Genomic DNA, 23,901 nt, shown 5'->3' on the forward strand with positions numbered 1-23,901 from the left:
AGTATCCATGCCCGACGACGCCGACCCCTGGCACGCGGATTCCGGGGTTCTGGTCACCGTCGACCTGAGCGGCATCCAGGAGTTCATCTACGAAGGCCGGCGGTTGCTCGACGCGATCGGCCGCTCCGTTATGGTCGCCGACCTCACCGACACCGACCCCGCGAACCCGGACGGCATCGGCCACCTCTTGACCGGGCTCGGCCCCCGTACGGTGCTGCGCGACGCGGGCGGTGCCCTGACCGTCGCCTTCGCCGCCCCCGAGGACGCTCGGACGTTCACCGCCCATTACACCCGCTACCTGCACGACGTCTCCGACCTGTTCAGGCCGGTGGTCGCGCACGTGGCCTTCGGTCCGGACCAGCCCACGGCGCCCACTCTCGCCGCCGCCGAGGACGAACTCCAGCACGAGCTGTCCCAGGTACATCAGGAGCGCGCCGCCGCGCACACGCCGGTGCTCGGTTACGGCGTGACAGCACTGTGCGACGTCACCGGCCGTCCCGCCGAGACCGTGGATCACCTGCGTGGCCGCAGCGACCGCCACGAGCGGGTGGCCCGCGACGTTGTGCACGCCCGCTACCGGGGCCGCCGCTGGCACAAAGCGACCGTGGGCTCCCTGCTCGACGGCGCCGAACCCGACCTCGGCGGGCGGGCCCTGGACCTGCCGATGAGCGTGGAGCACCTCGGCCGGGAACTGGGCGACATCAGCCAGCAGGCCGTCATCCACCTGGATTTCAACGACCTGGGGACCGCACTGCGCAATTACCGGCACGAGCTGAGCCGCAACGGCGCGGACCACCTCACCGGGCTGCGCACCGTCTCTGATCAGATCGCCGACCTCACCCACGGGCTGGCCAAGGCGATGATCACCGCTGTCGCCAACCGGTTGCAGCTAGATGAGACACGGAACCCGATCCTCCGCGGTACCGGCGCGGGCAGCGTCCTGCACCCGCACACGCACCGCCGCCGCGGCGTGCGGGTGCCGGTGCGGCCCATCGTGGTGGCCGGCGACGACCTCACCGTCGTCTGCGACGCCCGCCTGGCCTGGAGCCTCACCCGATTCGCGTTCGCCTGGCTCGACTCCACCCCGCACACGCACCTCCTCACCAACGGCGACCCGCGACGCCCTATGGCAGCGCGCACCGCATGGCCGTGGGGGCGCACCGCAGGGCTGTCCGGCACCAGCACCGAGACCGGTGTCCCAACCGTGAAGGCCGGGATCGCTGTGCAGCCGGTCGGCTCGCCCCTGCTCGCCGCGTACGACATCAGCGACGAGCTGTGCACCCTCGCCAAGCAGCACCGCACGGCCGAAGGCGCCACTGACGAGCACGCGGTGGCCTGGTCGCGGGACTTCGACACCCCCGAGAGGGTGGTGCGCCGGCTCACCGGACGACACAGTGCCACCGGGGAGAGCCTGAACGCCCAGCCGATGCTCGGCTCTGAGTTCCGTGAGTTTCTCACCACCTGCTTCGCCCCGGACGAGCCCACGAGTCTGCGCAGCACGGTCTGGGCTGACCACCGCTCCTGGCTGCTCTCGGACCTGCGGAAGCTCCTGCTCGATGGCGGGATGCTGCGCCCCGAGCTCACCCGCCGCGAGCAGCTCGGGCTGCCCACCGCACTACCTGGTGTCCGCCCGGACTCCGAGCCGGACGCCCCGACCCGCGCGCGCCTGCTGGCCGCCCTGGACCTACTCGACACCCACCTCGACATCGATCTTGCCCCCACCGTCCACCACGAAGGGAGCACAGCGTGAGCGCTCCTCCCGCGGTGCTGGTCGTCGACACCGCGTCACCCGCCCTGTTCACCGCCACGGCGGCCGACTCCGGCGTGCACACCGGCATCGTCACTGATGCGCACGGTCTTCCCTACCTGCCCCGGCACCGCATCGCCGCGCGGCTACGCGAGGGTGCCGTCCGCGCCGTCCGCTCCGAGCCGGGCACCAACCTGGGCACCGCCGCCAGGGACCTGCTGGGCACCACGAATGGCGGCCACGAGGAGCACCGGCTGCTGCGTATCGGCCATGCCCGTCTCGCCCATCCGGTCCGTGCCGCCGTGGCCTGGGCCATGGCGCAGCGTTCCGCATCGCACCAGCGGGAGGCCTTGGCGCGCGCTGTCACCGACACCTACACCACCGAGGAGAGCGGTACCGAGGTCGACGCCCACGGCGCCCCGGTTCCCGGGCGGCTGCGCACCAACCAGGCGCTCCGCCCTCGCCTGCGTCTGGTGGCCGAGCTGGGGTGGGCCGCCCCGCCCGACGCGGCGCTGCTGCGCTGTCTCGCCCGTACCGCACTCGCCACCACCGCTGCCGGGCTCCGGGTCACCCGCGGGCGGGGCCGCATTGACGTGCGCCTCGCCGACCCGGCCGGGGAGCGGGACCCGCACGACTACACCGTCGCCCTGGCCGAACTCGACGGCCCGGAAGGAGGCCGGGCATGAGCATCGTCACCGGGTACCTGCCGCTACGGCTGCTGTTCACCGACACAGCGGTGCTGCGCACCGGTTTCAACCCGCTGCACGTAACCAGTGAGCCCTACGTTCCGGGCCGGGCGCTGCGTGGCATGGTCGCCGCCGCCCTCGCCCGCCGCGGCCATCACGACCTGGTCGACACCTGGGTGGCACGTGGGGAGCAGGTCCGGTTCACCCCGGCCCTCCCCCGGCTGGAGGACCGCGCGGTGAGCGGCGCTCCCTTGGCGGCGTTTCCCACCCCGGCCGCCCTGCACGTGACGAAACCCGAGAACGGGGAGGCGTCCCCCTTCATCGTGGACACCCTGGCCGGATCCGGCACGTCCCACGCCACCAAACGGCTCGGCGGGTTCGTCGCCCCCACCCTGGAGCACAGCGTCGAGGTCGCGACCACCACCGAACAGTACCTCGGCCGGTCACGCGGCGGCCGCAACCCGCAAGGGGTCCCCTATCTCACCACCATGCTCGACGCCGGGCAGGTGTTCGAGACCCGCTGGCAGCTGCGCGCCGACACACGGGACGACCTTTCCCGGCTCGCCCGCCAGGTCATCGCGGTGCTGGCGGAAACCGACGGCACCCTGGTGCTGGGCACCGGGGGCACTCGCGCTCACGGCGGAGGGGTCCGCATCACCCTGACCCCGGAAACCGACCCCGAGCACCCCGTCGTGCCGGACCGGCTCTACCCCAGCCGGGCATGGCCCGAAGGGGAGTGTCGCGACCTGGTGCTGCTCGGGCCCGCCCTCATCACCGACGAACACGGCGAGACCCGCCCCCAGGCACTGGGGCCGGCCGTCACCGACCTGGTGGAACGCACGCTCGGCCCGGACACGGCCCAGGTCGCCGGCGTGGTCGTGGACCGCTGCCGCGTGGAGAACTACCACCGCCGTTACACGAGCCCGATGGCCGCCCGGTGGGCCGCGGCCCCAGGGGCGGTGGTGCGGTTGCGGTCCTTGCGGCACATCACCTCTGAGCAGGTACGGGCGCTGGAGGCCCAGCCGGTGGGCGGGCGCGCCGCCGACGGCTGCGGCTGCTTCGTGCTGCGCCCGCTGCCAGAAGCGGGGAGGCGCCACCCCGAACGGATCTCGTGCCGCCCCGCGGAGCACCCCGCCGGACAGCAGAACAGGGAGGACGCGCTCGGGACAGCACCCGCGGCGGTTTCGCTCCCCGAGGGCAATTCGATCCCGCTGCCCTCAGGATGGCCTCCCACCACCATCGACGACGCGCCGGAGGAGGTGGTGGCGCTGTTCCGCAATCTGCTGGCCGGGGCGGCTGCCGAGCCCGTTCGCGCCCATGCCCGTGCTCTGGCGGAACGCGCCGCCCTCGGCGACCTGCCCACGCCTAGCCTGCTCGGTCGGCTGCGTGAGGTCGCCACCCTACCGGGCACGCCAACGCACACGCTCGCTGCTCTGCACAGCACTGTCGACGGCTTCGCCCCGCACGCTCACAAGGCGGTGTCGAAACCGATGATCCCCCACAGTGAGGGGCGAGTGTCTCTCACCACCTGGCTGGAGAAAGCCGCCGGCAACCCGGTGACATGGTGGCGTCGCCACGGCCCGGACGACAGCACGCTCGCGAACGCACTCGCCCGGGTGGACATCACCCGCTCCTCCGAGGACCGTTCCCCTCTCACCGCGGCCGCGCGCGCCTGGCTCACCTCCACTGACACCGCCGCCGAACTCACCAGGCTGCTCATCACCACCTGGCTCACCGAGGCCGCCCGCCGCAAACGCGCTGACGCGGAGACCGACGGGGCGCCGCGCGCCGGACACGACAACGAAGGGGGGCACGCGTGACCCGACCCACCGACCCGCACCTGCACGGCCTGGTCCCGGGAGCCGTGCACGACCCCGATGCCGTATGGGAGGTCACGGCTCGGCTGCGGCTGCTTACCGACACCCACATCGGCGCCGCCGACCCCTACCCGCGCCACGCCGCACCCGGTGAGGTGGACCGTCTCATTGACCGTGACCCGGTCGACGGAGCACCCCGACTGCGCGCCACCACCCTGGCCGGGTTGCTGCGCCACCACCTCGCCGCCCGTCTCGGCCCGGCGGGGGCTGAGGCGGTCAAGGAGCTTTTTGGCCAAGCCGACCCGCGCGAGGATGTCGACGCCGATCCCGAACGGCCTCCCACCATGAGCGCGCTTGACCTCGATGACGCCACCGGGCAACTGCCCCGCAGGGAGAAGGGCGGCGACACGGGCGAAACAGACGAGGAACCGGTGGCGGTGCGGTTCGGCAACCGTGTCGACCCCGACAGCGGCGCCGTCGCCCCCGGTCTGCTGTGGCAGATGGAGGTGCTGCCCGCCGGGACCGTCTTCACCGCCACGATGCGGCTGCACACCACCGGCACCACGCGGGAAGGGCGGCTGCTGGCGCTGCTCGCATTGGCCGCCGACGGTCTGGCCGGCCCCGAGTACGGTCCCGGCATCCGCCTGGGTGCGCGTTCCGGGCGCGGGCTGGGTGCGGTGCGCGCCGACACCTGGCACGCTCACCGCCACGACCTGCGTGACCCGAAGGGGTGGGCCGCCTTCCACGCCCGGACCTGGGACCAGCGGTGGGCGGAGGCGCGGACGGCGGTCGCCGACCAGGAGGCGCCCGAACGGGCCGCCGCTCTCACCGCCTGTCTCACCGGAGCGATGCCCGAGCCGGTGGGCTCCGCCTTCACCACCACTCTGGCCGAGTTCGGCACCGACCAGCGCATCCGCGACGAGCTGCGCCTCACCGTGGTCATCGGGGAACGCCCCACGGCCGCGTTCCTGCCCGCCGCGCCCGAGAACGGTAACGGCGACCGCGAGTCGCAGCCAGGCCTGATCCTGCTCGGGGACACCCCCCATCCGGAATCTCCCGAGAACACCGACCGCGCGCATCGACGCCGTCCCCACCTCACCCACCAGGGAACGGTGGAGTGGCGGCCAATGCTCGGCGATACCGCACTGTTCTCCCTGGTCAAACGGGTCGGACGGCGGATCGTGCGGGACCTGTCCGGTCAGGCGCACAGCTTGGACGGTGCCGCCCGCGCCTGGCACACACGGCTGTGGGGCGGCGACCTGGAAACCGGAACCCCGGAGCCCGCGCGGATCACACTGCGATCCGCCCCGGCCGTCGACGGCGGGGAACCACTGCGCACCACCCGCACCACGATCGACGCCCTGTTCGGCGACACCGTGGACACCCGCCTGTTCACCGACGAGCTGCACGCCGGGGGCACCGCGGAGTTCGTGCTCGATGTGGACTCCCCCGACGCCGCCACCCGCGGCCTCCTCGGCCTCATCGTCCGGGAGCTGCACACGGTGCCGTTCGACGGCATCGGCGGCGGCGCGAGTGTGGGACACGGCCGCGTCACCGTCACCGGAGCCGAGCTGGTGTGTCACCACGCGGACCACGCGGAGGCGGTGGACCTGATCCGAGCATTGCGGGAACCGGACGGTCGGGAGCGAGCGGCTCTGGCCGAGTGGGTCGCAGCGCTGCGCGAGGCTCTGCACACCGTGGACGAGAAGGCAGGTAGCGAGGGGAGTACGGCATGACCGGCACCGAGACCACCGTGTACGGGGTCGATGTCCGGCCGTTGGATGATGACGAGACCACGGCGGTTTTCGCCGACGTGTTCGGCGCGGGGCGCCGTTGCGCGCACCTGGACACGCTCGACACCGCCGGCGGCCCGCAGTGGCTGCTCGCCGAACTCGGCGACGCCCGCATCACCGGGTACTGCGCCGCCGGCACCTGGCGGCTGGAATCCTCTCATCGTGACAGCGGGCCGCTGGCCGGCGACCGGTCCGACGCCTGGCGGCTCCTGGAGGCCGTGGTGTTCACCGAGCACGCCCAGATCCGCATAGGCGAGGAAGCCGGGTTCGCGCACAGCGCCGTCGACAGTGCCGGTGTCAACGAACTGCCCGGATGGCTGCGCCCCCGGGATCGCTCCTTCCTGCTGCTGGGCTGGAGCACTGAGCCGCGCCACACCACCGTCCTCGACGGCGAACCTCCGATGACCCGCAGCCGGGAACTGTCCGGCTCCGCCGCGCTGCACCCGGACACGTTTGCGGACTTCGGGGTGCTGCCGTCGTCGAAGAAGGCGGGCAAAGAGGAGTGGACCAGCAAGGGAAGCTGGCTCAGCGTCCGAGAGTACTGGGCGCAGGACACCGCCACCGGAGCGGTACACGTGGCATTCCACCGCCTGACCGGCTACCACACCGGCCCCAAGCCCACCGCACCCCTGATTACGGGAGCACCGTCGGCACTGGAAGAGGACGACGAATGACTGAACCGAGGAAGGCACCGTCGCCAGGCGAGATGGCCAAGCGGGTGGGCGGACCCAAACCGGGCCGCGGCGGCACACCCCGGAGACAGCCAGGCGGGTCCGGGCGCGGCGGCCCTGCGGCGGCCGGAGGGGCGGGGTCTTCGCGCAGCGTGCACCCCGGCCCCGGCCCGGGCGAGGATTACCGGGCCGTCGCACCCTACGGCCTGGTGCCGCTGCCCGAACGCCCCATGCCCGCCGAAACGCTGCACGCGCGCCTCCAGCAGGAGGGAGTCACGCAGCGGGACCTGCTGCGCAGCCACGACAGCCGCATACCCGGTACCCACACCGGCTGGATCGACGTCGACATCCACGCTCTCACCCCGCTGTTCCTGGGGACCGCCGGGGAGGACGGGAAGGAGAACCGGCCTTTCGTGATCAACGAGGCCCCCGCCGTTCCCGGCTCCGCTCTGCGCGGCCTGGTCCGCAACCAGCTACGACTGCTCACCGGCGGGGAAACCGGGCCGGTCAACACCCCACAACTGTTCTTCCGTGCCCCGGTGAGCTCAGCCGACAATCCACGCTCCAGGACGGTGATGCAGGAGCTGCACCGGCTCTACCGGGACGAGCGCCATGGCACGCCCCCCAGCCTGCCCAGCAATCCGATGCCGGCCGGGTTCCTGCGCCACGAGGACGGGAAGTGGCGGATCTACCCGATCGCCACCGAACGCCCACTCAAGATCCAGCTGGAACACCTGAAAGAAGACTTCGAAGAGTGCTTCTCGGACCTGCCTCCATTCCCGCTTCCTCCGGAGCCGGGGCAAGAGAACGAGGAGAAGCGGGAGAACTACATCCCCGCCGAGTACCACCGCGAGTTCCAGCACCTGAAGGTCACCGCGCTGTGCCCCGAGATAGATGTACCAAAGAAGAACGCCACCTACGAGTACAACTACTGGGCCATGGCGGTCCTCCCCGAGGGAGAAGCTATGGAGGAGGGAGACGAAGAGGCTGTTCGCCAACGCCTTGACCACCGCTGGAAGAACAGGAAGTCCCAAGACTTCAGGCGCGCCCTGGAGGAGAACCGCCACGAGGCGGCCCCTATCCGAGAGCTCACGTGTGTCCTCGTCCTGACCGGAGTCGCCGCCGGGGGACGAAAGAACGCCTACCTGTTTCCGGATGAGGGGGCGGGCGCTCCGCTGGATGTGCCCGATGACCTGGTCGCCCTGATGGAATCGGCCAGCCAGGTCACCCAGTTCCAGGAGAGGAACTTCCCCAACGACGAGGACGTCGCAGTGGGCAGAGCGGATCCGGGACGGCCTGCTGTCCGCGACAACAAGTACGGAAGCTTTGCCCGCAACACTCCGGAACCCGTGTGGTACCGGACCGACGACAGCGGGAGAGTTGTCTCCTTCGGCCGCTCCGGCGGCTACCGGGTGGCGGTGGGAGATACGGAGACCACCCCGATCGAGCGAGCTGTGCCCGCGGCGGTGCTCAGCCCGCAACACGCGAAGAATCACGCCCCGGGCCGCGCCGTTGACGTGCCGCGGGCACTGTTCGGCGACATCGACCTTTTCGGCGCCGAGGAGAGGGTCACCGCGGCACGTGGCAGGATCTCTTTCGGTTCGGCGGTGAGCACCGGTGGCGCCCCCGAGTATCCGCACCCGCTGCGGGTGGAACTACTCAACCCCGGCCGCCTGTGTTTCGCGAACTATGTCGTCCAGCCCGCGCGTAACAAGTGGGGTACCAGACCCGACCTGCTCACCTGGGCGCACGAGGACGACATCCGCCTTGGCGGATACAAGGTCTACCTGCACCGATACGACGGTGACCAGCGTTTCCGAGACATGAGCCCCTCGGAGGATCGCAAGGGGGATACCGAGCGCGATATCCGCCCGATCGACAAGGGCGCGGGCTTCAGCGGGCGGATCACCTTCACCAACCTCACGTCAGCGGAGCTGGGTGGGCTGCTGCGAGCGTTGCTGCTGGGCAACCCGCCGGGCGGCGGCGACCAACACAATCCCACCCACGCGCACAAGATCGGCATGGGTAAGGCGCTGGGCCTGGGAAGCGTGCACATCCGCCCCCGGCTGTACCTGGTCGCCCCCGAGGCGCGGTTCGAGTCTCTCGACCCGGACGCGGGAATCCGGGCGGCCGACCGCACCGAGGTGAGCGACCACCTGGCGGCATTCGACGGTGCCCTCACCGAATGGGAGCGCTCGGAGGCGGTCCGGCTGCGCCGTGCGGGGCCAGATGACTGGCGCTCCATCGCGCGGGTGGAGGCTCTACTCCTCGCCACACAGTGGCGCGACCGGTTGCCGTGGGAGTGCACCCGCCCCATGGATCTCAAGGAGTACGCGCTGTACCCGGTGCTACCCACTATCCAGGAGCGTTTCTCTTACTGCGAGGCGCATCGAAGGCCGTCCTGAGCACCTGGGTAGGGCATCGCCCCGCGGGCACACGGCTCGCGGGGCGCTGTCCTCCCATGGGGAAACGCCTACGGACCCGGCCCGGCCAGGACCGTCCACCGCACTGTTCTGGGCCTAACCGTCCGCTCGCCATCTCAGATGCGCCAGTGGCGCGGTGACCGGACGGTCCTCCCACAGAATCTGGGAGAACACCCCCACAGCCAGGCACCAGCCGGACGACACCAGCAGCACCGCGATCGGGTCGCCGCTGTCGCCGACCCACACAGCGGCCAGGCTGCCGGGCCCGTGCGGGACGGTGAACACCGGAGCCACCCCCACCATGCCCACCAGACACACCAGCGGGGCGTGCGCCGCCGCGACACCGGTGATCCCCAATGCCCGCAGCAGTGCCGCCGCTTCTCCCACTCCGTGGTTGCGCCCCTCCACCACCAGGTAGCCGTACGCGGCCACCACCGGCACCGCCAACGGTGCCCACTGCACCGGCGGCAATGGCCAGTCGATTCGGACGTGCTGCCACCAGTCAGGAAACGCGATCAGGGGGACCAGCCCAACCGCTGTCGCCGCCGGGACACGAAGGAGCCACGGCGCGGACCACAGCGTGCCGAACAGCACGGTTCCCGCGCCGATCGCCGTGTAGACCAGGGCTCCCACCACCGCCGCTGCGGGGAAATCCCTCGTGACGAAGGCCAACCACAACGCCGCCACCACGCCCACCACCGACAATGCCGCCAGCGCGTAGCGGAGCCGCTCGCCGCAGCGGCGCAGCACCGCCACACGCCCAACCCCCCGGACAGCCACCGGCGCGAAGGCCAGAAGCGCGACCGCGCCGATCCGGAACCGGGGCAGCAGGTGACGCTCGACCACCTCCCGGGCGGCGGCCAGGTCCCCGCCGCCGGGACGATCCAGCCGATCGAGCGAGTTCGGGGACAGCACCAGCGGCCCGCTGCGGTAGCCGCGCGCGGCGGCCAGCTCACGCAGCTCGACCTCGACATCTCCCGGGGGTGCCTGGGCGAGCACCGGATGAGACTGGTAGGCGTCCAGGTAGGCCAACCATTCCTGGCGGGCGGCACGGACCCGCTCCACCAGCACGTACTCGGTGCCCGAGCCGAACACGACACCCACCGCACCGTGGGCTGCTCCGTAGTCAGCGTCAAGCGGGGAGGGTGTCCACGGGGCGAGACCGGTTCCGCGATAGCGGAAGGGCTCGGCGAGCAGCAGAAACCGCATCCGCGCGCCCAGTGGGCGGAGCCGACGCAGGCCGGGATGCTCCTGGCCCGCGGCGGCAAGATGGCGCCACACGGCCTCGGCTGCCAGGCAGGCCCGCGCCCAGTGCTCGCGGGCACTTCCCTCCTGGTCGAGGGCGACGGAGCGCTCCAGCAACGCCTGCGGGGCTTGCACCAGTTCGCGTATCTGCCATTCGGCCCGCTCGTCGTCGATCCGCCTGCCGGAGGAGGCGCCGTCGCCGTTGTCCGCGAGGTGACGGCACAGCTCGTCGATCGCCGCCTCCACTTCCGCCGTGTCGCGCCCAAGCGATCCGTCCCGCTTCGGGGAGTCGAGTGCCCACAGCCGCCGCAGCGGGGTGTCCAGCCGCCGCAGCACGACGCCCGGGTCGTAGGGGGGTGAGTCTCGGACCGGTGTGGCGCTTGCCGCGACCCCGCCGGACAGGCGCGTGAACAGTTCCGCCAATTCAACCGGGAGATTCGAAGGTGAGGGGATTCGAGTCACCGGCACACCGCTTCCTGACCGAGGTTCGGAACGCGCGGAAATCCCAGAAGCGGGTCCCCGAGGCCGGGAAGTCCGGGCGAGGACACACCGACGTCCATGTCCCCACCGAGCCCTTCGTTATCGACCAACGATCCACAGGCGTCCCCGCGGAATCCGCACACCCTGTCGTGGAGACGAAGTGCCCCACTCGGGTTCCGTTTCGCCATGGGGTCAGGAGATCAGGGCGAGCAGCCCTTCGCCGAAGGGGGTCAGGCGCCACTGTTTGCCATGGAGCTCGTAGGCGTAACCTTCCAGTAGGCGCTCCGCTGCTGGGGCCTCAGCGAGGATGAACCCGCCCCTGTCGTCGGGAACGGCGTGTTTGAGTTCGTGGCGCAGCACCCTCTCCGGCAGGTCGCGCAACGGCAACGGGATGAGCCGGTCCGGGGCGGCCTCGTGCTGGAGCCCTGCCCGCACCGAGGCGACCTCCCCACGTTCCCGCAGCCCGAGCATCCCCTCGGCCAATCCCACCAGGTAGGGCAAGGTGGCCTTGTACCCGCCGGAGAGGTGGAAGGCGTAGTGTTCGCCCGGCCCCGCGAGGGTTTCGATGAGGAAGCGTCCCATCCGGCCCAGGTGCCGCATCGCCTCGGCGAAACCCTGCGGTCCCGCGGTGTCCAGGCCGGGGATTGGGGCGATGACGACCGTGCCGCGGCCGGGCTCCTTGGTGCTGTCGGTGTCGGGTCGGTCCAGGTAGCGCACCCGGTCCAGCTCCCCGCCGGTGAGCGCGAGCGCGTTCCACAACCCGGCGTGCATCCCTGGCACAGTGTCGCTGGTGACCAGCACGACAAGGTCATCGGGATGTGCGCGCGCCACGGCGGGTAGCTCCACGGCATCCGGATCGCTGGCGCGGGCGGCGGTGGTGAGCTCGGCACTCGCCCGACTGGACCAACGGTCCGGACATACCGTCACCACTGCCTCCCGCAATGCCGCGGCCTCCGGCGTACCGCTGGTCAGACCACCAGCCAGCAGCCGGCGAGCACCGGCCACATCGGATTCCGGGAGGAAGGCCGCACTGGACTCTGGAAGGAGCGCCAGCAGGTCCTCGTTGTCGGTCGCGCCGAACAGCGCCGCCTCATCCCGGCGCGCGCTGCTGGCCAACGTCAAACCCACGGTGATCAGGTGTACGGTCATGGCCGCCCTTTCGCGGTGGTGGTGAATCCCGTCGTCTCGTCCTCTCGGACACACGCGCCCACAAGCAACCACGACAAACCGGACCGGGATGAGGCATCGCGTGGCGCCAAGGACCATCCCCGCGTGCGCGGGGAGCACGGGGCCTGTTCGGGGGTGTTTGGGAGTGGGGCGGGACTATCCCCGCGTGCGCGGGGAGCACTCGATGTTCCACCGGCCGGCCTGCTTGGTGGCGGGACCATCCCCGCGTGCGCGGGGAGCACAACATCGACCAGACCATCAAGCCGCTGGACAAGGGACCATCCCCGCGTGCGCGGGGAGCACATCCTGCCGCTGTCGGAAACCGCCCGGGTCGTGGGACCATCCCCGCGTGCGCGGGGAGCACCCGGACCCGAGCCCCGCACCGGTGGACGCCTGGGGACCATCCCCGCGTGCGCGGGGAGCACGCGATCGCGTCCCTGACGGGCTCGACCAACCAGGGACCATCCCCGCGTGCGCGGGGAGCACAGGCCGGGAGGTGACGCTCCCGGCCTTTTCTTGGGACCATCCCCGCGTGCGCGGGGAGCACCCCCGTCGTCTCGGGTGACCGTGTCGGTTCCGGGGACCATCCCCGCGTGCGCGGGGAGCACAGGCCGGGAGGTGACGCTCCCGGCCTTTTCTTGGGACCATCCCCGCGTGCGCGGGGAGCACTCTGCGGGGATTGGGGGAGATTCCGCTGTCCTGGGACCATCCCCGCGTGCGCGGGGAGCACGGTTACGTCCTTTTACGGTTTGTCTTAATTCTCGGGACCATCCCCGCGTGCGCGGGGAGCACACTGAATGACCTGCGCTTCTATGAGTGTACGAGGGCTATTTCATTCACTTCCCGAGAAACCGACAAAACGCTCATAGCTTCTGCGGACTGTGCTTGGTTTCTTACCGGTTTCCGAAACGGCGGCGTTTGGATGCCTTGCTCCATCCCTTGGGCTTGGTTGATGCGGAAGCGGCCCGCTGCTCATTCGGGCGGTGCATGAGGGTCAGGCCCTCGTGATCCACCGGGCGCCATTTGTGGTCGTGGGTCTCGAACGTGAACCCCTGCTCGTTGTTCGTGCTGTAGGCGAGCAGGGCGCGGCCGTTTCCCGCGTACTCCTTGACCTCCGCCCAGAGCGCCTGCCGGACACGGCTCGAAGGGCCTCCGATGAACACGCCCGGGGAGATCTCCAGCAGCCATCGGGTGAGGAAACCGCGCAGCCCCACAGGGCAGTGGGTGAGGACGATGACCGTCACCAGATCACCCCCTCGGCGTAGTTGCGGCCGGACTCCACGTCAGGTCCTCTGTCTGTCTGCAGACCGACGCGGTCGGGGGCGTCGTTCGTGACGTCGGTGTCGTCTCCTTCGGTCAGCAACAGGGCCTTGATGTCGCGAACGCAACGGTCGAGCAGACCGACCTCGTTTACCCTGTCGCGGACGGCCCGGCGGGTGCGCGCCCCGACTTCCTCAGGGCTCTCCGCCGCCGCGTCGAAAGCGGCGGGAATGCCGACTTCGGTCTTGTAGAGGTCGGCGACGTCCAGGACGAACGAGAGCTCGTGGCCCGAGTGGACAAACCCCAAGCCGGGCGCGCACCCCATGGCGGCGACCACCGCCTGGGCGATGCCGTAGACGCATTGGGCGGCGGCGGTGATGGCCTGGTTGGGCGGGTCACCAGAGTCGAAGTCCCCCGGGGAGAAGAGCCGGCCCTGCCAGGGGATTCCCACCCTGGCCGCCTCTTTCCGGTAGAACTCCTTGACGCGTGTTCCTTCTCTTCCGAGGAGCTGCTGCCGGGTGAGGCCCGCCGGGTCCTCATCAGGGAACCGCATCCGGTACATGGCCCGGGCCACGTCCAGGCGCGTGCCGCGGTTCGCCCAGGCTCTTGCCTGCGCCTCGACGAGCGCGGCCGAGCGTGTCAGCGACCTGCCGCCCGCGTAGAAGCGCACCCCGTGCTCCCCCACCCACACCACACCGGCCCCGCTCTCGCCGAGCACGCTCATGGCCTGGTGGGTGACTCGTGTCCCCGGCCCCAGGAGCAGGGTTCCGATGGTGGCGGACGGTATGTGCGTGGTCCCCTCGGCGTCTTCGGCGGTGATGGCGTTCGCGTCGCGGTGCACGGTGCACCGTTCCAGGTAGACGAAGGACAGCCGCTCGCCCACCCGGGTGAGTTCGCGCGGCGCGGATGCGGGGCGCCTGCCGACGGTCGCCATCGCTCTCACTCCACCGGGGCGAGCGTCATCAGCCCGCACCCGTAGGCTTTGGCCCGCCCCAGCCCCGCGGTCAGGGTGCGGCGCAGCGCTTCGGGGTCGGTGACTTCCAGGCGGCCGTCGAAGGTCGCGGTGTTCACCCGCACTCGCGTGGCTTTTCCGCTCCCGTTCCGTTTCCCCTTGGAGAACTCCAGGCGGCGCTGGTCGTGCACCATGAGCTCGTACTGCGCGTACCGGTCGGGTGTTTCCTGCCCTTCGGGGGCCTCTTCCCCATCCGGCTTTCGCGCCACCCGGAAGCCCGCCGCCTCCTGGCGCTGCAGTAGCCAGTCCGCCTGGTGCCGCCAGGTGACGTGCGCGGTCACCTTGGTCTCCTGGCCGTCCTTGGTTCGGACGCTGTGCACCGGGTTCGCGGTGAGGCGAAACCGCCACACGTCGCCCGCGGCCAGCTTCTCCAGGAACGGGGCGTACTCCCCCGTCTGCCAGCCGGTGCCGGCGGCGGGCCAGCCGGCCTGCTCCACCAGGTGGGTGTAGTCGGGGCGTCCGGAAGAGACGACGTAGAGGAACACCTCCGCCGCGGAGACACGGTCCACCCGCCACAGCACTCGGGGGGCGTCGGAGTCACTGGGCAACAGGTCGGGGAAGCCCGCCAGGACCGCGGCGTGCATGGCCTGCGGGGACGACAGCAGCTTGCGCGTTCCGGAACGCGCGGTGTTCAACCGGAAGCGGGTGAGATACATCAGTCGCCTCCCAGGGGGGATATCGGGTCGTGGTCCGGCAGCTGCCTCGCCATGGGATTGTTCACCTGGACCCGCCCGGTGCGGACGCCGCGCAGCGCGTAACGGCGGTGCAGCGGGTCGAAGCTCAATGGCGCGTCCCGCAGGCTGTCCGGGCTCGTGTCCCCGGACGTGGCGTCCACGAAGGTCTCCAGCGTCACCACCGGCTCCTGCCTGCGCCGCCGTTGGTGCCATCCGGCGGCCTGCCACGGCACACGTTCGAGAACCTCCTCAAGGTCGGACTCCCCGTACTCCCCGAGGTCCACCGGGCGCGCGGGAGGGCACGAGCGCCGGCCGAGGTAGGGAAGGTACACCGGCTTCCGGACGGCCCGGTGCAGCTCACCGATCAGGGGGTCGTCCCCCGCCACCGCCGCGACGAACACGGCGTCGGCGAGGTAGAACCGCTCCGAGACCGGCATTGACACCTCGGTGACCTGGTGGTGCGCGGTCTGGTAGTCCCGCAGCCGAGTGCCGCGCTGGTCCACACGCACGCCGAACCGCAATGCGGCGAGGTCGGAGAGGTCGTCGGCGCGGTCGCGGCCCTGCGCGGCCGCGAGCAGCCCGATGACCCCGCTCTTGGTGGGGGCGTTCTCGGTGGTGCGCCGCGCGAAGCGGGCCGCGGACCCCCACGACTGCAGCGGGCCCGCCAGCAGCAGCGCGAGCACACTCACCTGTCCCCCGCCTGGCGCTGGGCGGCTGCGGCGCCAACACTGTCCGCCAGTTCCCTCGCCGGGACCGCAGTGCCGAGCCCGGCGAGCGCCTCGGTGGCGGGTCCCACGCGCAGCACCCAGGTCCGGGTGTCCTCGTCCGCGCCGTAGGCCTCTTCGATCCCGGGGATGTAGGCGGCGAGCCGTTCACTCGCTCCGCGCAGGTATCCACCTCCGTTCTCCACCACCGGCTCCTCGAACGCGCTGACGAAGTTGATGGGGCGCGACCCGCGCAGCTTCACGATGACCGCTTCGGGGAGGGTGTGGTTGCCGAAGGTGTTCACCTTGCCGGTGGGCATGGACTCCACGAACCCGCGTACGAAGGCTTCCACGGCACGGCGAACCGGGGTGGTGGTGTCTGCGTCCTCGCGCATCCCCTCGCCGAGGTTGCGGCGGAGCTGGTCGACGTCGAGCGCGGCGTAGCGGTACAGCGTCGCGGAGTTGAACTCGACCGTGCCGATCATGCCGGCGCCGGGTTCCTCCTCCTTTCGCCGGTCGTCGACGGCGGTGTAGTAGTCGGCTTCGTTCTCCACGGCGTGCACGCTTATGGCGTGGGCGACCTGGGCCGCGGCGTCAACGTTGACGTCGGCGCCGTCGGCCACCATCCGCCCGAACAGCGCGATGTCCACGGAGTGGTGGGTGTCGGCGGCGCGCCTGGCCTCGTCCTTGTTCGCTTTGTCCTTGAAGAACGCCGTGATGTCGCCGCGGCCCCGGAGCGCGATCCCGGCGAGGGCGTCGCGCTGCCGGGAGCTGAGGAACATCAGGTAAGAGGACTCGGGGGCGGCCGGTTCCACGTCGGCTTTCTTCCGTTTGGGCGCCTCGATCTTGGAGCCGGTGGCCGCCGTGATTGTTCCGGCGGCCAGGGTGAGTGCCTCGTCCTGGCTTACGGAGTCGTCGATGTCGCGGATCCGCTCGGCCACGAACTCCGCCACCCGTTTGGTGCGTGTGCCCAGTTCGCTGGGGTCGAGGAGTTCTTGGAAGGCGTGTCGGGTGGCGCGCTTCCACGCCTGGCTGGAGACCCGGGAACGACGCGCCCCGCCGTATAGGGCGGTCTTGGGAGCACCTGTGTCGTCGCGGTTGAGGTTGCTCGGCGGGACGGTGTGCAGCACGTGCACGTCCAGGATGGTTCGGGTCACGGGTCGTCCTTACTTGGTGGGGTGGGCGGATTCGGAGTCGGCCTCGGTCTCGGCGTCGCTGTCGGTGTCGGCCGGGTCGCCCGAGGGGGCGGGACGGTGGGCGGTGAATCCCCGTCCCCAGGCCGCGCGGACCCGGCCCCTGCCGCCGGGCCGCTGCCACATGAAGAGATGGTCGGCGAGGAGGCCGTAGTCGAGCGGGATCGCGTCGCGCCGCAACAGCTGCACGATGCCGCGCAGCCGGAAGGCGAGGGTTGCGACGCTCGTTGCCTTGCCGGCCTGCACGAGGCGCTGGCGCAGTGGCTCGTCGATCTCGGGGCCGGACATGAGCGCGCGCACCGCCCGCCCCACGTCGTGGTTGCGAGGCCGGCCGTTGTTCCGGCTGGGGCGCTGGTGCATCCGGTGTTCGCGGTGGGACTGCTGGTGCAGCGCGTAGAGCGTCAGGGCGATGTGCACGGCCGTGTCCGCCTGCTTCTCGTCCTCCTCACTCCATCCCGGACGGGTGTAGTCCGCGATGTCGCAGGTGAGCCCCCACAGTTCCGGGGTGTCGTGCGGGAGTTTGCCCGCCCCGCCCCGCAACTGCGCCAGGGCCGACACAGCGGAGGAGGTGTCGGCGATGTAGCCGCCCTGCAGCGAACCGACACGCCGGTCCACCGCTGCCCCGACGGCGGTTTCCAAGTCGGTTCGACTTTCGTTCGTTGGGGGCTGTGTCATGCGGGAACCTCAGCGGTCTGCTCGCGGGTGGACATGGGGAGCTTCCTGGACAGCTCCCGGTGGAACCGGCGCTCGGCGTGGGCGGAGTTGAGCCACAGGTCGCCGTTGCCGGTGCTGACGAGGCGCCCGGACCAGGCGGTCTCACCCGCGTTCTCGACCAGCTCGGCCGCGATCCGGGCTACGGCGCGGCGGGCGGTGCGCTGCCAGGTGGCGCGGCGCTCCTCGGAATCGGAGGAGCGGCCCAGTGTGGCCAGCCAGTCGCGGAACGGTCCGTCCAGCTCGCCGAACCCGCGGTCGCGTGTGGCGGCGCGCGGGCCGCCGGGGTCGGCTCCGACGGCCTGTGCGAGGTCGGCGGCGAGGTTCCCCAGCGCGGTGACGGCGGCCTCGGCATCGCTGACCGCGTCGATGGCGGTTCGCGCGAGTTCGGGGTTGTCCTCGTGCAGCAACGCCACCGCCATCACGACCCGGTCGTCGACGACCTCGTCGATGACGGACTGCTGGGTGCCGTAGACCGCACCCACCAGCCGGGCCCGCACGAGGTGATTCTCGTCCAGGTAGCCCTCGACGGTGAGGCGTGCGACCCATTCGAGAATGCGCGGGCGCAGCCCTTCGGCGGCATCCTGCCGCTGCCCGCTCCCCGGCGCCTGGTCGGCCAGCAGTGAGGCCAGACCGCGCCAGGCGCTGCGGGCGGGCTCGTGCTCCCGTGGCAGGTACACCTGCGGCTCGCCGCGCTTCTTCTCCTGGGCCGGGCTGCGCCGCCATCCGGTCATCGGCTCGCGGTTGTGCCGGTTGTGCGCCTCCAGGGGGTCGCCGTAGGCCAGCACCACCCCGTACACACCATCGGTGTCGTAGCGCAGCCGCAGGCGGCGGCCCTGCCAGGTGTAGAGGTCACGCACCCCGTACGGCCGTTCCTCCTTCTCCTTTCCCTCCAGCGGTGCCGCGCCGGGCGGGTCGAAGCGCCATGCGGGCCGGTCCGCCTCGGCGGCCCGAAGGTGGTCGGTATCGGTGGCGACGAGGTTCAGCAGCAGGGTCTGGCGCAGGTCGTCACCTTCTACGAAGACCCCGCCGAGACCACCAGCCCAGCCCACCCCCTGCGGGTAGCCCTTGCCGTTCTTGACCCGCGGGTCGCCGAGCACACCGGACTTGATGCCCGACGGGTCGTAGGCGTGGGCGTGCACCACCCACCGGGCGGCTTCGGCGAACCCGAGCCGGGCGGTACCGCGTGCCCGCATCGTGAAGAACGGGGTCCCGTTGGGGACGTCCCCGACGATCCGGTCCAGGGAGGAGATCTCGTCCTTGGCCGTTCGCAGGTCAACGACCTGGAAGAACGGGGTTTCGGGGTGCAGCAGGTCAAGCCGGTGGCGGTGCTGCTCCAGGTAGGCGGCGATCTCCTCAGCCGGTATCCCGCCCTCCCACAGTTCCCGCCAGTGCTCGGTGTCCTCCGGGCCGTCGACGGCGTCGTGCACGATCGCCAGCAGCAACCGCAGCAGGGCGAACTCCTGGGTGGGGATGTCACCCACCACGCGACGCAACCGCGGCGCCCACCGGAAGACTTCGGGCAGTGCGAGTTCGGTTTGGCTGCCATCCAGCCACTGGACGGGGATCCACGGCCGTTCGGTGAGGTCGAAGGAAAAGGTGTCGGGGTCATTCGGCATGGTGCACCTCGAGGCCATCGGCTCTGGAGTAGGTGATTTCGTGGCCCGCCAGGCGGGCGCGGCAGTCCGCGTCCAGGACGAGGACCAGCTCCCCGGCCAGCCAGTGGCATTCTTTGGCCTGCCAGGCGGGAAAATGGTTGTCCTCCAGTTCGGTGATGGCCTGATCGAGTACGTCGGGCAGGGTGAACGGGAACGGCAGCCGGACGGCGCAGGTGGCGACCGCACGCGCCAGCCACGGTTCGGGTGCCGCGTCGGTGGGAAGTTCCCGTCCCCCATACCTCTCGGACAGCCAGGGGACAGTGGAGATGGCACCGTCGGCGCGCTGTTGCACGACCAGCACTTCGAGACTCTCCTCGCTGTCGCGCACCTGGGCCCGCCCGCTCGGGGTGTCGTCGGCGTCGCCCACTCCGGCATCGACCCAGCCCAGCAGGCTTCGTCCGGCCCGTCCGGGGGCGGCGACCCGGAAGGCGTCCGCTTTCTCGGCCTGTTTGGCCTGGTGGGCGTCGTGCCTGGCGCGCGCCTCGTCCAGTGCGTCGTGCCACTCAGGCGGGCCGACTGGCTCACCGCCGTAGGCGCTCTGAACGAGCGGGCTGATGTCGTCGGGAAGGCGCACGGTGCGGCCCGCCTCGCTGTCCGCGGCGAGGTGGGGTTCCAGCACCGCCGCCGCGCGCAGCAGCGGGTGGAGGCGGTATACCGCCTGTGAACCGCGGACCGGCTCCGGCGGGCTCGCGGCCCAGTCGGCCCCGGTGATCAGGCAGCGGGCGATACTCAACCGTTCCGGGCGCTGGCTCTGCCCCTCCCCTCGGAGGTGGCGGTGCAACCGCCCCATCCGTTGCAGCAGCAGGTCGACGGGGGCGAGGTCGGTGACCATCAGGTCGAAGTCGATGTCCAGGGACTGCTCGACCACCTGGCTGGCGACCACGACATGGCCTTCCGTGGGCCGATGCCCGCCAAGCTCGGCGACCTTGTCCGGCGGGCCGAACCTCGCCAGGAGGTCGGTGTCGTTCTCGACACGGTCTGCGTCGAGGAAGCGGGCGTGCGCGACGGTGACCCCGATGCCGTCGCCCGCCTCGTCGAAGTGCCGGCGCAGGTGGCTGGCGGTCTCGTGCACTCGTCGCACGGTGTTGCGCACCACCACGGCACAGCCGCCGTCACGCAGCTCATCGCTCAGCCGCTCGGCGAGGGCCGCCGGATCGTCATTCATCCGTTCCACGCGCACGTCCGTGCGGCGCCCCGACGCGGCGGGGGCGGCCAGCACCGGCTCCTGCCCCCGACCGGCCGCGGTGAGCAGGGGGTAGCCGTCCGCTTCCGCCACACGTGCGAGCTCTCCGCCGCGTCTTCCCGTGTACGCCTCGGCGAGTTCACGGCGCCGCTGGGCGGGCAGGGTCGCCGAAAGCACCACCACCGGCACCCCGTAGGCGCCAAGCCAGGCCAGCACCCGGTCCAGGTAGGTGCCCATGTAGACGTCGTAGGCGTGGACCTCGTCGATGACCACGACCTTGCCGGCGACAGCGAGGTGACGCAGCACCAGGTGGCGGCTTTTCAGCCCGGCGAACAGGAGCTGGTCGACGGTGCCGGCCGCGAACGAGGACAGCATGCCCCGCTTACGGCCACGCAACCAGTGGTGAGCGACCAGCCCGGAGGGTGCAGCGCGTTCGCGGGCGCGAGGGTTCCGGTTGTTGTCGGCGCCGTCCCGGTCGATGTCGGCGGCCGCCCTCCGGCCGGTACGGGGGAGCCTCGCGTAGTCGGCGTTGAGCGCGGACTTGGAATGCGCCAGGTACACCGACTCCGGGTCGTCTCGATGGGCCGGTAGGCGGCGCAGCCACGCCATCAGGCGGGAGAACATGGCGTTGCTCGTCGCCATGGTGGGCAGCGCGACGAAGCAACCACCCGCGCCGGACCGGGCGGCCAGAATCTCGGTGGCGGCGAGCGCGGCCTCGGTTTTGCCCTCCCCCATCGGCGCCTCGACGATCAGCATCCCTGCGGTCGCCATCTCGTGCGCCATCTCGACGGTGGCCTTCTGCACCGGCCGGATCGCGGCCCCCGCGGGCAGGGAGAAGCGGGAGGCGAACAACCCCGCTAGCTCCGGATCCGGGTCCTCCGCGTCCCACGGCGTGGGCAAACTCAGCGCCGCCCACGCGTCGCCGGCCCGGGCCGGATCGGTGAGTGACGCATCGGGGGCGTGGGGGAAGAAGTCGCGGTTGGAGGCGACCCAGTCGGCCATGATCACCAGCGCGGACAGCAGCACCTGGACCGGTTGCGGCAGTTTCACCGCGCTCCAGGCACCGAGACGAGCGGCGGCGCCGGTGGTGGCCGCGGCGGCGTCCAGTAGCTCCCGCTGCACCGCATGCCATTCCTCTTCACTGCCGCGGGAACGCAGCAGGCCGGGGTGGTCGGTCAGGGCCTTGATGTCGGTGTGCGTGGGCAGGACTCCGTGATGGCCGCCGATGATCGTGGTGAGCTGCAGCGTGTCCGGTTTGGCCCACCCATAGCGTTCCCGGAGCCAGTCGCGCAGGAGCAACTGCCCGGCCAGACCGTGCGGGGCGAGCTTTCGGTCGGGCATCTGCTTCTGCAGCCGCATCTCCAAGCCGGCCCTGCGCATGGACTCGGCGAGCTTTTCCACCTGGCAGGCGAAGGCCGGAGTGGCCTTGCCGATGTCATGGACGGCGGCCAACCACACAACCAGAAGACGGGCGTCCTCGGCGCCACCGGGCAAAGCGGCGAGGACCATCCGGCGGACCTGGCCGGGTACCCACTCGTCCCACAACCGCCCGGCCACAGCGGCGCTGTCAGCCATGTGCCGCCACAGGGGGAGCCAGGCGTCGTCGTTGTGATCATGCTTCGCCCATACCGAGCACGCGGAGGCGGAAAGCGCATCAGGCCGTAGGCGGGCGGGACTGCCAGAAGGGAGCATGTGCGGATCCAATCGGATCGCGGGGGATCTTGTCCGCGAAACCCGAAATTTCCCATGGGCCAGATGTGGCACGGGAGGTTTCTCTACAAGAGCCCTCCCGTGCCACTGACCTCGTCTTTCCAGCTCACCACCAATCCCCGCGTGCGCGGGGAGCACACTCAAACAGTCGCGCATGCTTAAGACGACTTGGGAGCATCCCAGCGGCCGCCGGGAGAAGTCGGAGGACCCAACCTGCCTGGTGAAAGATGCTTCTCAGAGAGCGAGATCGCTTCCAAGGTATAGGAGACTTGCACGCGAAACAAGTCATCTTATCGCTGTGCAGAGATACCGGTTCATGCACTACGCTGCCGCCAGTAATCGACTGGAGGCCCTCCATGACCGACACGCCCCCAGCCCCCCATGGGGTGGCCTATGCCGATGAGTCATTCCTCGAAGCTGACAGCGGCGGATTCTATGTAATCGCTGCCGCAGTGATCGAAAATCACGGCATCGAGGAGGCCCGTCAGGAGATGCTGGCTTTGCGGGGCAAACGCCGGACCAACAAAACTCACTGGACGGAAATGGATCCCGGGGAGCGCGCACACGCCGCCAAGATGGTGGCGACCCTGGAGGGTCTACATATCGTTACTGTTGGCAGACCAGTTCCTCCAAAGCACCAAGACCGCGCCCGAGCCAAGTGCTTGCAGCCACTCGTCGCAGAACTGAATGGCTACGGTGTGGGAACCCTCTTCCTGGAAGCACGCAATGCCAAACAAGACAAGTGGGACATCAAGACAGTGATCGCCACCCGCCGTGCCTTGGGGAAGATCAACTTCAACGTGGCTCACCTTTACGGCGGGAACGAGCCGCTGCTGTGGGTAGCTGACATCGTGGCCGGGGCCGTTCAGGCGTCACGTCGCGGGTATCCAGCTTACCGAAACGTACTTGACAACCAGGTCTACGAGATCGAGATCGATACCGGGTGTTAGTTCCCCCGAAAAACGCCGAGCCAGGCTCCCGGTCTGCCCCAGGTCACCTGGCTCCACTTCCGGATCCCCACGGGACCCAGCTATGTATCTAGAGTAGACGAACATTGCTATGCAAGCAATAAGTCACCTATGGCGTGCACGTGCAGAATCCCATGTTCCCGTTGCATACGGAGAGCATGGTGGGACCATCCCCGCGTGCGCGGGGAGCAGCTGAGACCACGTGCCCCTTGGAGGTTTGCCATGGGACCATCCCCGCGTGCGCGGGGAACATCCATAAGGTCACTGTCCGTGAATCGGTGAGCGGGGATCATCCCCGCGTGTGCGGGGAGCAGGTGGACTACAACTGGGATTCTGAACGCGTCGACGGACCATCCCCGCGTGCGCGGGGAGCAGTGGCTGGCTGGTCGTTTCTGGTGCTGCGGGTGGGGACCATCCCCGCGTGCGCGGGGAGCAGAAGCTGACCAGGTTGGCCGAGTTCACGCTGTCGGGACCATCCCCGCGTGCGCGGGGAGCAGCGGCGGAGGGCATGGTCACCCCCTCGCTCAGTGGGACCATCCCTGCGTGCGCGGGGAGCAGATCGCGTTTCTGATTCTGGTGCTGATTGCGCCAGGACCATCCCCGCGTGCGCGGGGAGCAGCCGGAGATCAAGAAAGAACACGAGTCGTCCGGGGGACCATCCCCGCGTGCGCGGGGAGCAGTCAAGAAACGCCTGGGCATCGTCGGCCAGATCCGGGACCATCCCCGCGTGCGCGGGGAGCTTGGCCGTGGTCACGGGCGCATCCCTGGGACCATCCCCGCGTGCGCGGGGAGCAGGTCC

17 protein-coding genes and 2 CRISPR repeat arrays (1 of these 19 cut by a window edge) are annotated in these 23,901 nt (G+C 70.3%); of the genes, 7 read left to right on the plus strand and 10 right to left on the minus strand.

Features of this window, described 5'->3' with window-relative positions; genetic code table 11:
* Positions 1 to 7 precede the first annotated feature (7 nt).
* From F4561_RS20130 to F4561_RS20155, 6 genes are all read left to right on the plus strand, one after another.
* On the plus strand, positions 8 to 1,750 hold the full coding sequence (locus F4561_RS20130) for a hypothetical protein (RefSeq protein WP_184580926.1): 1,743 nt from the start codon (positions 8 to 10) through the stop codon (positions 1,748 to 1,750).
* On the plus strand, positions 1,747 to 2,433 hold the full coding sequence (locus F4561_RS20135) for a hypothetical protein (protein WP_184580927.1): 687 nt from the start codon (positions 1,747 to 1,749) through the stop codon (positions 2,431 to 2,433). Before F4561_RS20130 ends, F4561_RS20135 begins: the two co-directional genes overlap by 4 nt.
* Positions 2,430 to 4,253, plus strand: a complete 1,824-nt coding sequence (locus F4561_RS20140) for a hypothetical protein (RefSeq protein WP_184580928.1) — start codon at positions 2,430 to 2,432, stop codon at positions 4,251 to 4,253. The genes F4561_RS20135 and F4561_RS20140 overlap by 4 nt, the downstream gene beginning before the upstream one ends.
* Positions 4,250 to 5,986 carry an RAMP superfamily CRISPR-associated protein gene (locus F4561_RS20145; RefSeq protein WP_312885390.1) on the plus strand — a complete coding sequence of 579 codons (1,737 nt, stop codon included), beginning with the start codon at positions 4,250 to 4,252 and terminating at the stop codon, positions 5,984 to 5,986. Before F4561_RS20140 ends, F4561_RS20145 begins: the two co-directional genes overlap by 4 nt.
* Positions 5,983 to 6,717 carry a hypothetical protein gene (locus F4561_RS20150; protein WP_184580929.1) on the plus strand — a complete coding sequence of 245 codons (735 nt, stop codon included), beginning with the start codon at positions 5,983 to 5,985 and terminating at the stop codon, positions 6,715 to 6,717. The genes F4561_RS20145 and F4561_RS20150 overlap by 4 nt, the downstream gene beginning before the upstream one ends.
* A gap of 149 nt (positions 6,718 to 6,866) precedes the next feature.
* A complete protein-coding gene (locus F4561_RS20155; RefSeq protein ID WP_312885391.1) occupies positions 6,867 to 9,119 on the plus strand; it encodes a TIGR03986 family type III CRISPR-associated RAMP protein in 2,253 nt (750 codons plus the stop codon).
* A gap of 114 nt (positions 9,120 to 9,233) precedes the next feature.
* Here the strand turns inward: F4561_RS20155 and F4561_RS20160 are convergent, their stop codons facing one another.
* The 10 genes from F4561_RS20160 to cas3 form a co-directional block, all read right to left on the minus strand.
* The gene (locus F4561_RS20160) at positions 9,234 to 10,805 is read right to left on the minus strand and encodes a hypothetical protein (RefSeq protein WP_184580930.1); all 1,572 of its coding nucleotides are present in this window, start codon (positions 10,803 to 10,805) and stop codon (positions 9,234 to 9,236) included.
* A gap of 249 nt (positions 10,806 to 11,054) precedes the next feature.
* On the minus strand, positions 11,055 to 12,011 hold the full coding sequence (locus tag F4561_RS20165; protein WP_184580931.1) for a hypothetical protein: 957 nt from the start codon (positions 12,009 to 12,011) through the stop codon (positions 11,055 to 11,057).
* 109 nt (positions 12,012 to 12,120) lie between these two features.
* Positions 12,121 to 12,821: a CRISPR direct-repeat array (repeat unit 29 nt; unit sequence GGGACCATCCCCGCGTGCGCGGGGAGCAC).
* A 101-nt stretch (positions 12,822 to 12,922) separates the two neighbouring features.
* Positions 12,923 to 13,273 (minus strand): type I-E CRISPR-associated endoribonuclease Cas2e, encoded by a 351-nt coding sequence (gene cas2e / locus F4561_RS20170; RefSeq protein ID WP_184580932.1) that lies wholly within the window; start codon positions 13,271 to 13,273, stop codon positions 12,923 to 12,925.
* Complete coding sequence (gene cas1e, locus F4561_RS20175) at positions 13,270 to 14,223, minus strand: type I-E CRISPR-associated endonuclease Cas1e (protein ID WP_184580933.1); 954 nt, start codon at positions 14,221 to 14,223, stop codon at positions 13,270 to 13,272. The genes cas2e and cas1e overlap by 4 nt, the downstream gene beginning before the upstream one ends.
* Before the next feature lie 5 nt (positions 14,224 to 14,228).
* Positions 14,229 to 14,957, minus strand: coding sequence for a type I-E CRISPR-associated protein Cas6/Cse3/CasE (cas6e, locus tag F4561_RS20180; RefSeq protein WP_184580934.1), 729 nt, complete (start codon positions 14,955 to 14,957; stop codon positions 14,229 to 14,231).
* Positions 14,957 to 15,664, minus strand: coding sequence for a type I-E CRISPR-associated protein Cas5/CasD (gene cas5e, locus F4561_RS20185; protein ID WP_184580935.1), 708 nt, complete (start codon positions 15,662 to 15,664; stop codon positions 14,957 to 14,959). Before cas5e ends, cas6e begins: the two co-directional genes overlap by 1 nt.
* Positions 15,661 to 16,836 carry a type I-E CRISPR-associated protein Cas7/Cse4/CasC gene (gene cas7e / locus F4561_RS20190; RefSeq protein WP_184580936.1) on the minus strand — a complete coding sequence of 392 codons (1,176 nt, stop codon included), beginning with the start codon at positions 16,834 to 16,836 and terminating at the stop codon, positions 15,661 to 15,663. Before cas7e ends, cas5e begins: the two co-directional genes overlap by 4 nt.
* 9 nt (positions 16,837 to 16,845) lie before the next feature.
* Complete coding sequence (gene casB, locus F4561_RS20195) at positions 16,846 to 17,547, minus strand: type I-E CRISPR-associated protein Cse2/CasB (RefSeq protein WP_184580937.1); 702 nt, start codon at positions 17,545 to 17,547, stop codon at positions 16,846 to 16,848.
* Entirely contained in the window at positions 17,544 to 19,202 is a 1,659-nt protein-coding gene (casA, locus tag F4561_RS20200; protein WP_184580938.1) for a type I-E CRISPR-associated protein Cse1/CasA, read from the minus strand. Before casA ends, casB begins: the two co-directional genes overlap by 4 nt.
* Positions 19,192 to 22,116: a CRISPR-associated helicase Cas3' gene (cas3, locus tag F4561_RS20205; RefSeq protein ID WP_184580939.1), complete on the minus strand. Its 2,925-nt coding sequence runs from the start codon at positions 22,114 to 22,116 to the stop codon at positions 19,192 to 19,194. The genes casA and cas3 overlap by 11 nt, the downstream gene beginning before the upstream one ends.
* Before the next feature lie 374 nt (positions 22,117 to 22,490).
* Between cas3 and F4561_RS20210 the strand changes: the two genes are divergently transcribed.
* Positions 22,491 to 23,084, plus strand: coding sequence for a hypothetical protein (locus F4561_RS20210; RefSeq protein ID WP_246437243.1), 594 nt, complete (start codon positions 22,491 to 22,493; stop codon positions 23,082 to 23,084).
* A 181-nt stretch (positions 23,085 to 23,265) separates the two neighbouring features.
* Positions 23,266 to 23,901: direct repeats of the CRISPR family, unit length 29 nt; unit sequence GGGACCATCCCCGCGTGCGCGGGGAGCAG (it continues 729 nt past the right edge of the window).

The sequence above is a fragment of the Lipingzhangella halophila genome (assembly GCF_014203805.1).
Classification (GTDB): domain Bacteria; phylum Actinomycetota; class Actinomycetes; order Streptosporangiales; family Streptosporangiaceae; genus Lipingzhangella; species Lipingzhangella halophila.

Coding starts and splice junctions, on each gene's coding strand:
- F4561_RS20130 (WP_184580926.1), top strand. CDS start 8: ATGCCCGACGACGCCGACCCCTGGCACGCGGATTCCGGGGTTCTGGTC.
- F4561_RS20140 (WP_184580928.1), top strand. CDS start 2,430: ATGAGCATCGTCACCGGGTACCTGCCGCTACGGCTGCTGTTCACCGAC.
- F4561_RS20150 (WP_184580929.1), top strand. CDS start 5,983: ATGACCGGCACCGAGACCACCGTGTACGGGGTCGATGTCCGGCCGTTG.
- F4561_RS20165 (WP_184580931.1), bottom strand. CDS start 12,011: ATGACCGTACACCTGATCACCGTGGGTTTGACGTTGGCCAGCAGCGCG.
- cas1e (WP_184580933.1), bottom strand. CDS start 14,223: ATGGCGACCGTCGGCAGGCGCCCCGCATCCGCGCCGCGCGAACTCACC.
- cas6e (WP_184580934.1), bottom strand. CDS start 14,957: ATGTATCTCACCCGCTTCCGGTTGAACACCGCGCGTTCCGGAACGCGC.
- casB (WP_184580937.1), bottom strand. CDS start 17,547: ATGACACAGCCCCCAACGAACGAAAGTCGAACCGACTTGGAAACCGCC.
- casA (WP_184580938.1), bottom strand. CDS start 19,202: ATGCCGAATGACCCCGACACCTTTTCCTTCGACCTCACCGAACGGCCG.
- cas3 (WP_184580939.1), bottom strand. CDS start 22,116: ATGCTCCCTTCTGGCAGTCCCGCCCGCCTACGGCCTGATGCGCTTTCC.
- F4561_RS20210 (WP_246437243.1), top strand. CDS start 22,491: ATGACCGACACGCCCCCAGCCCCCCATGGGGTGGCCTATGCCGATGAG.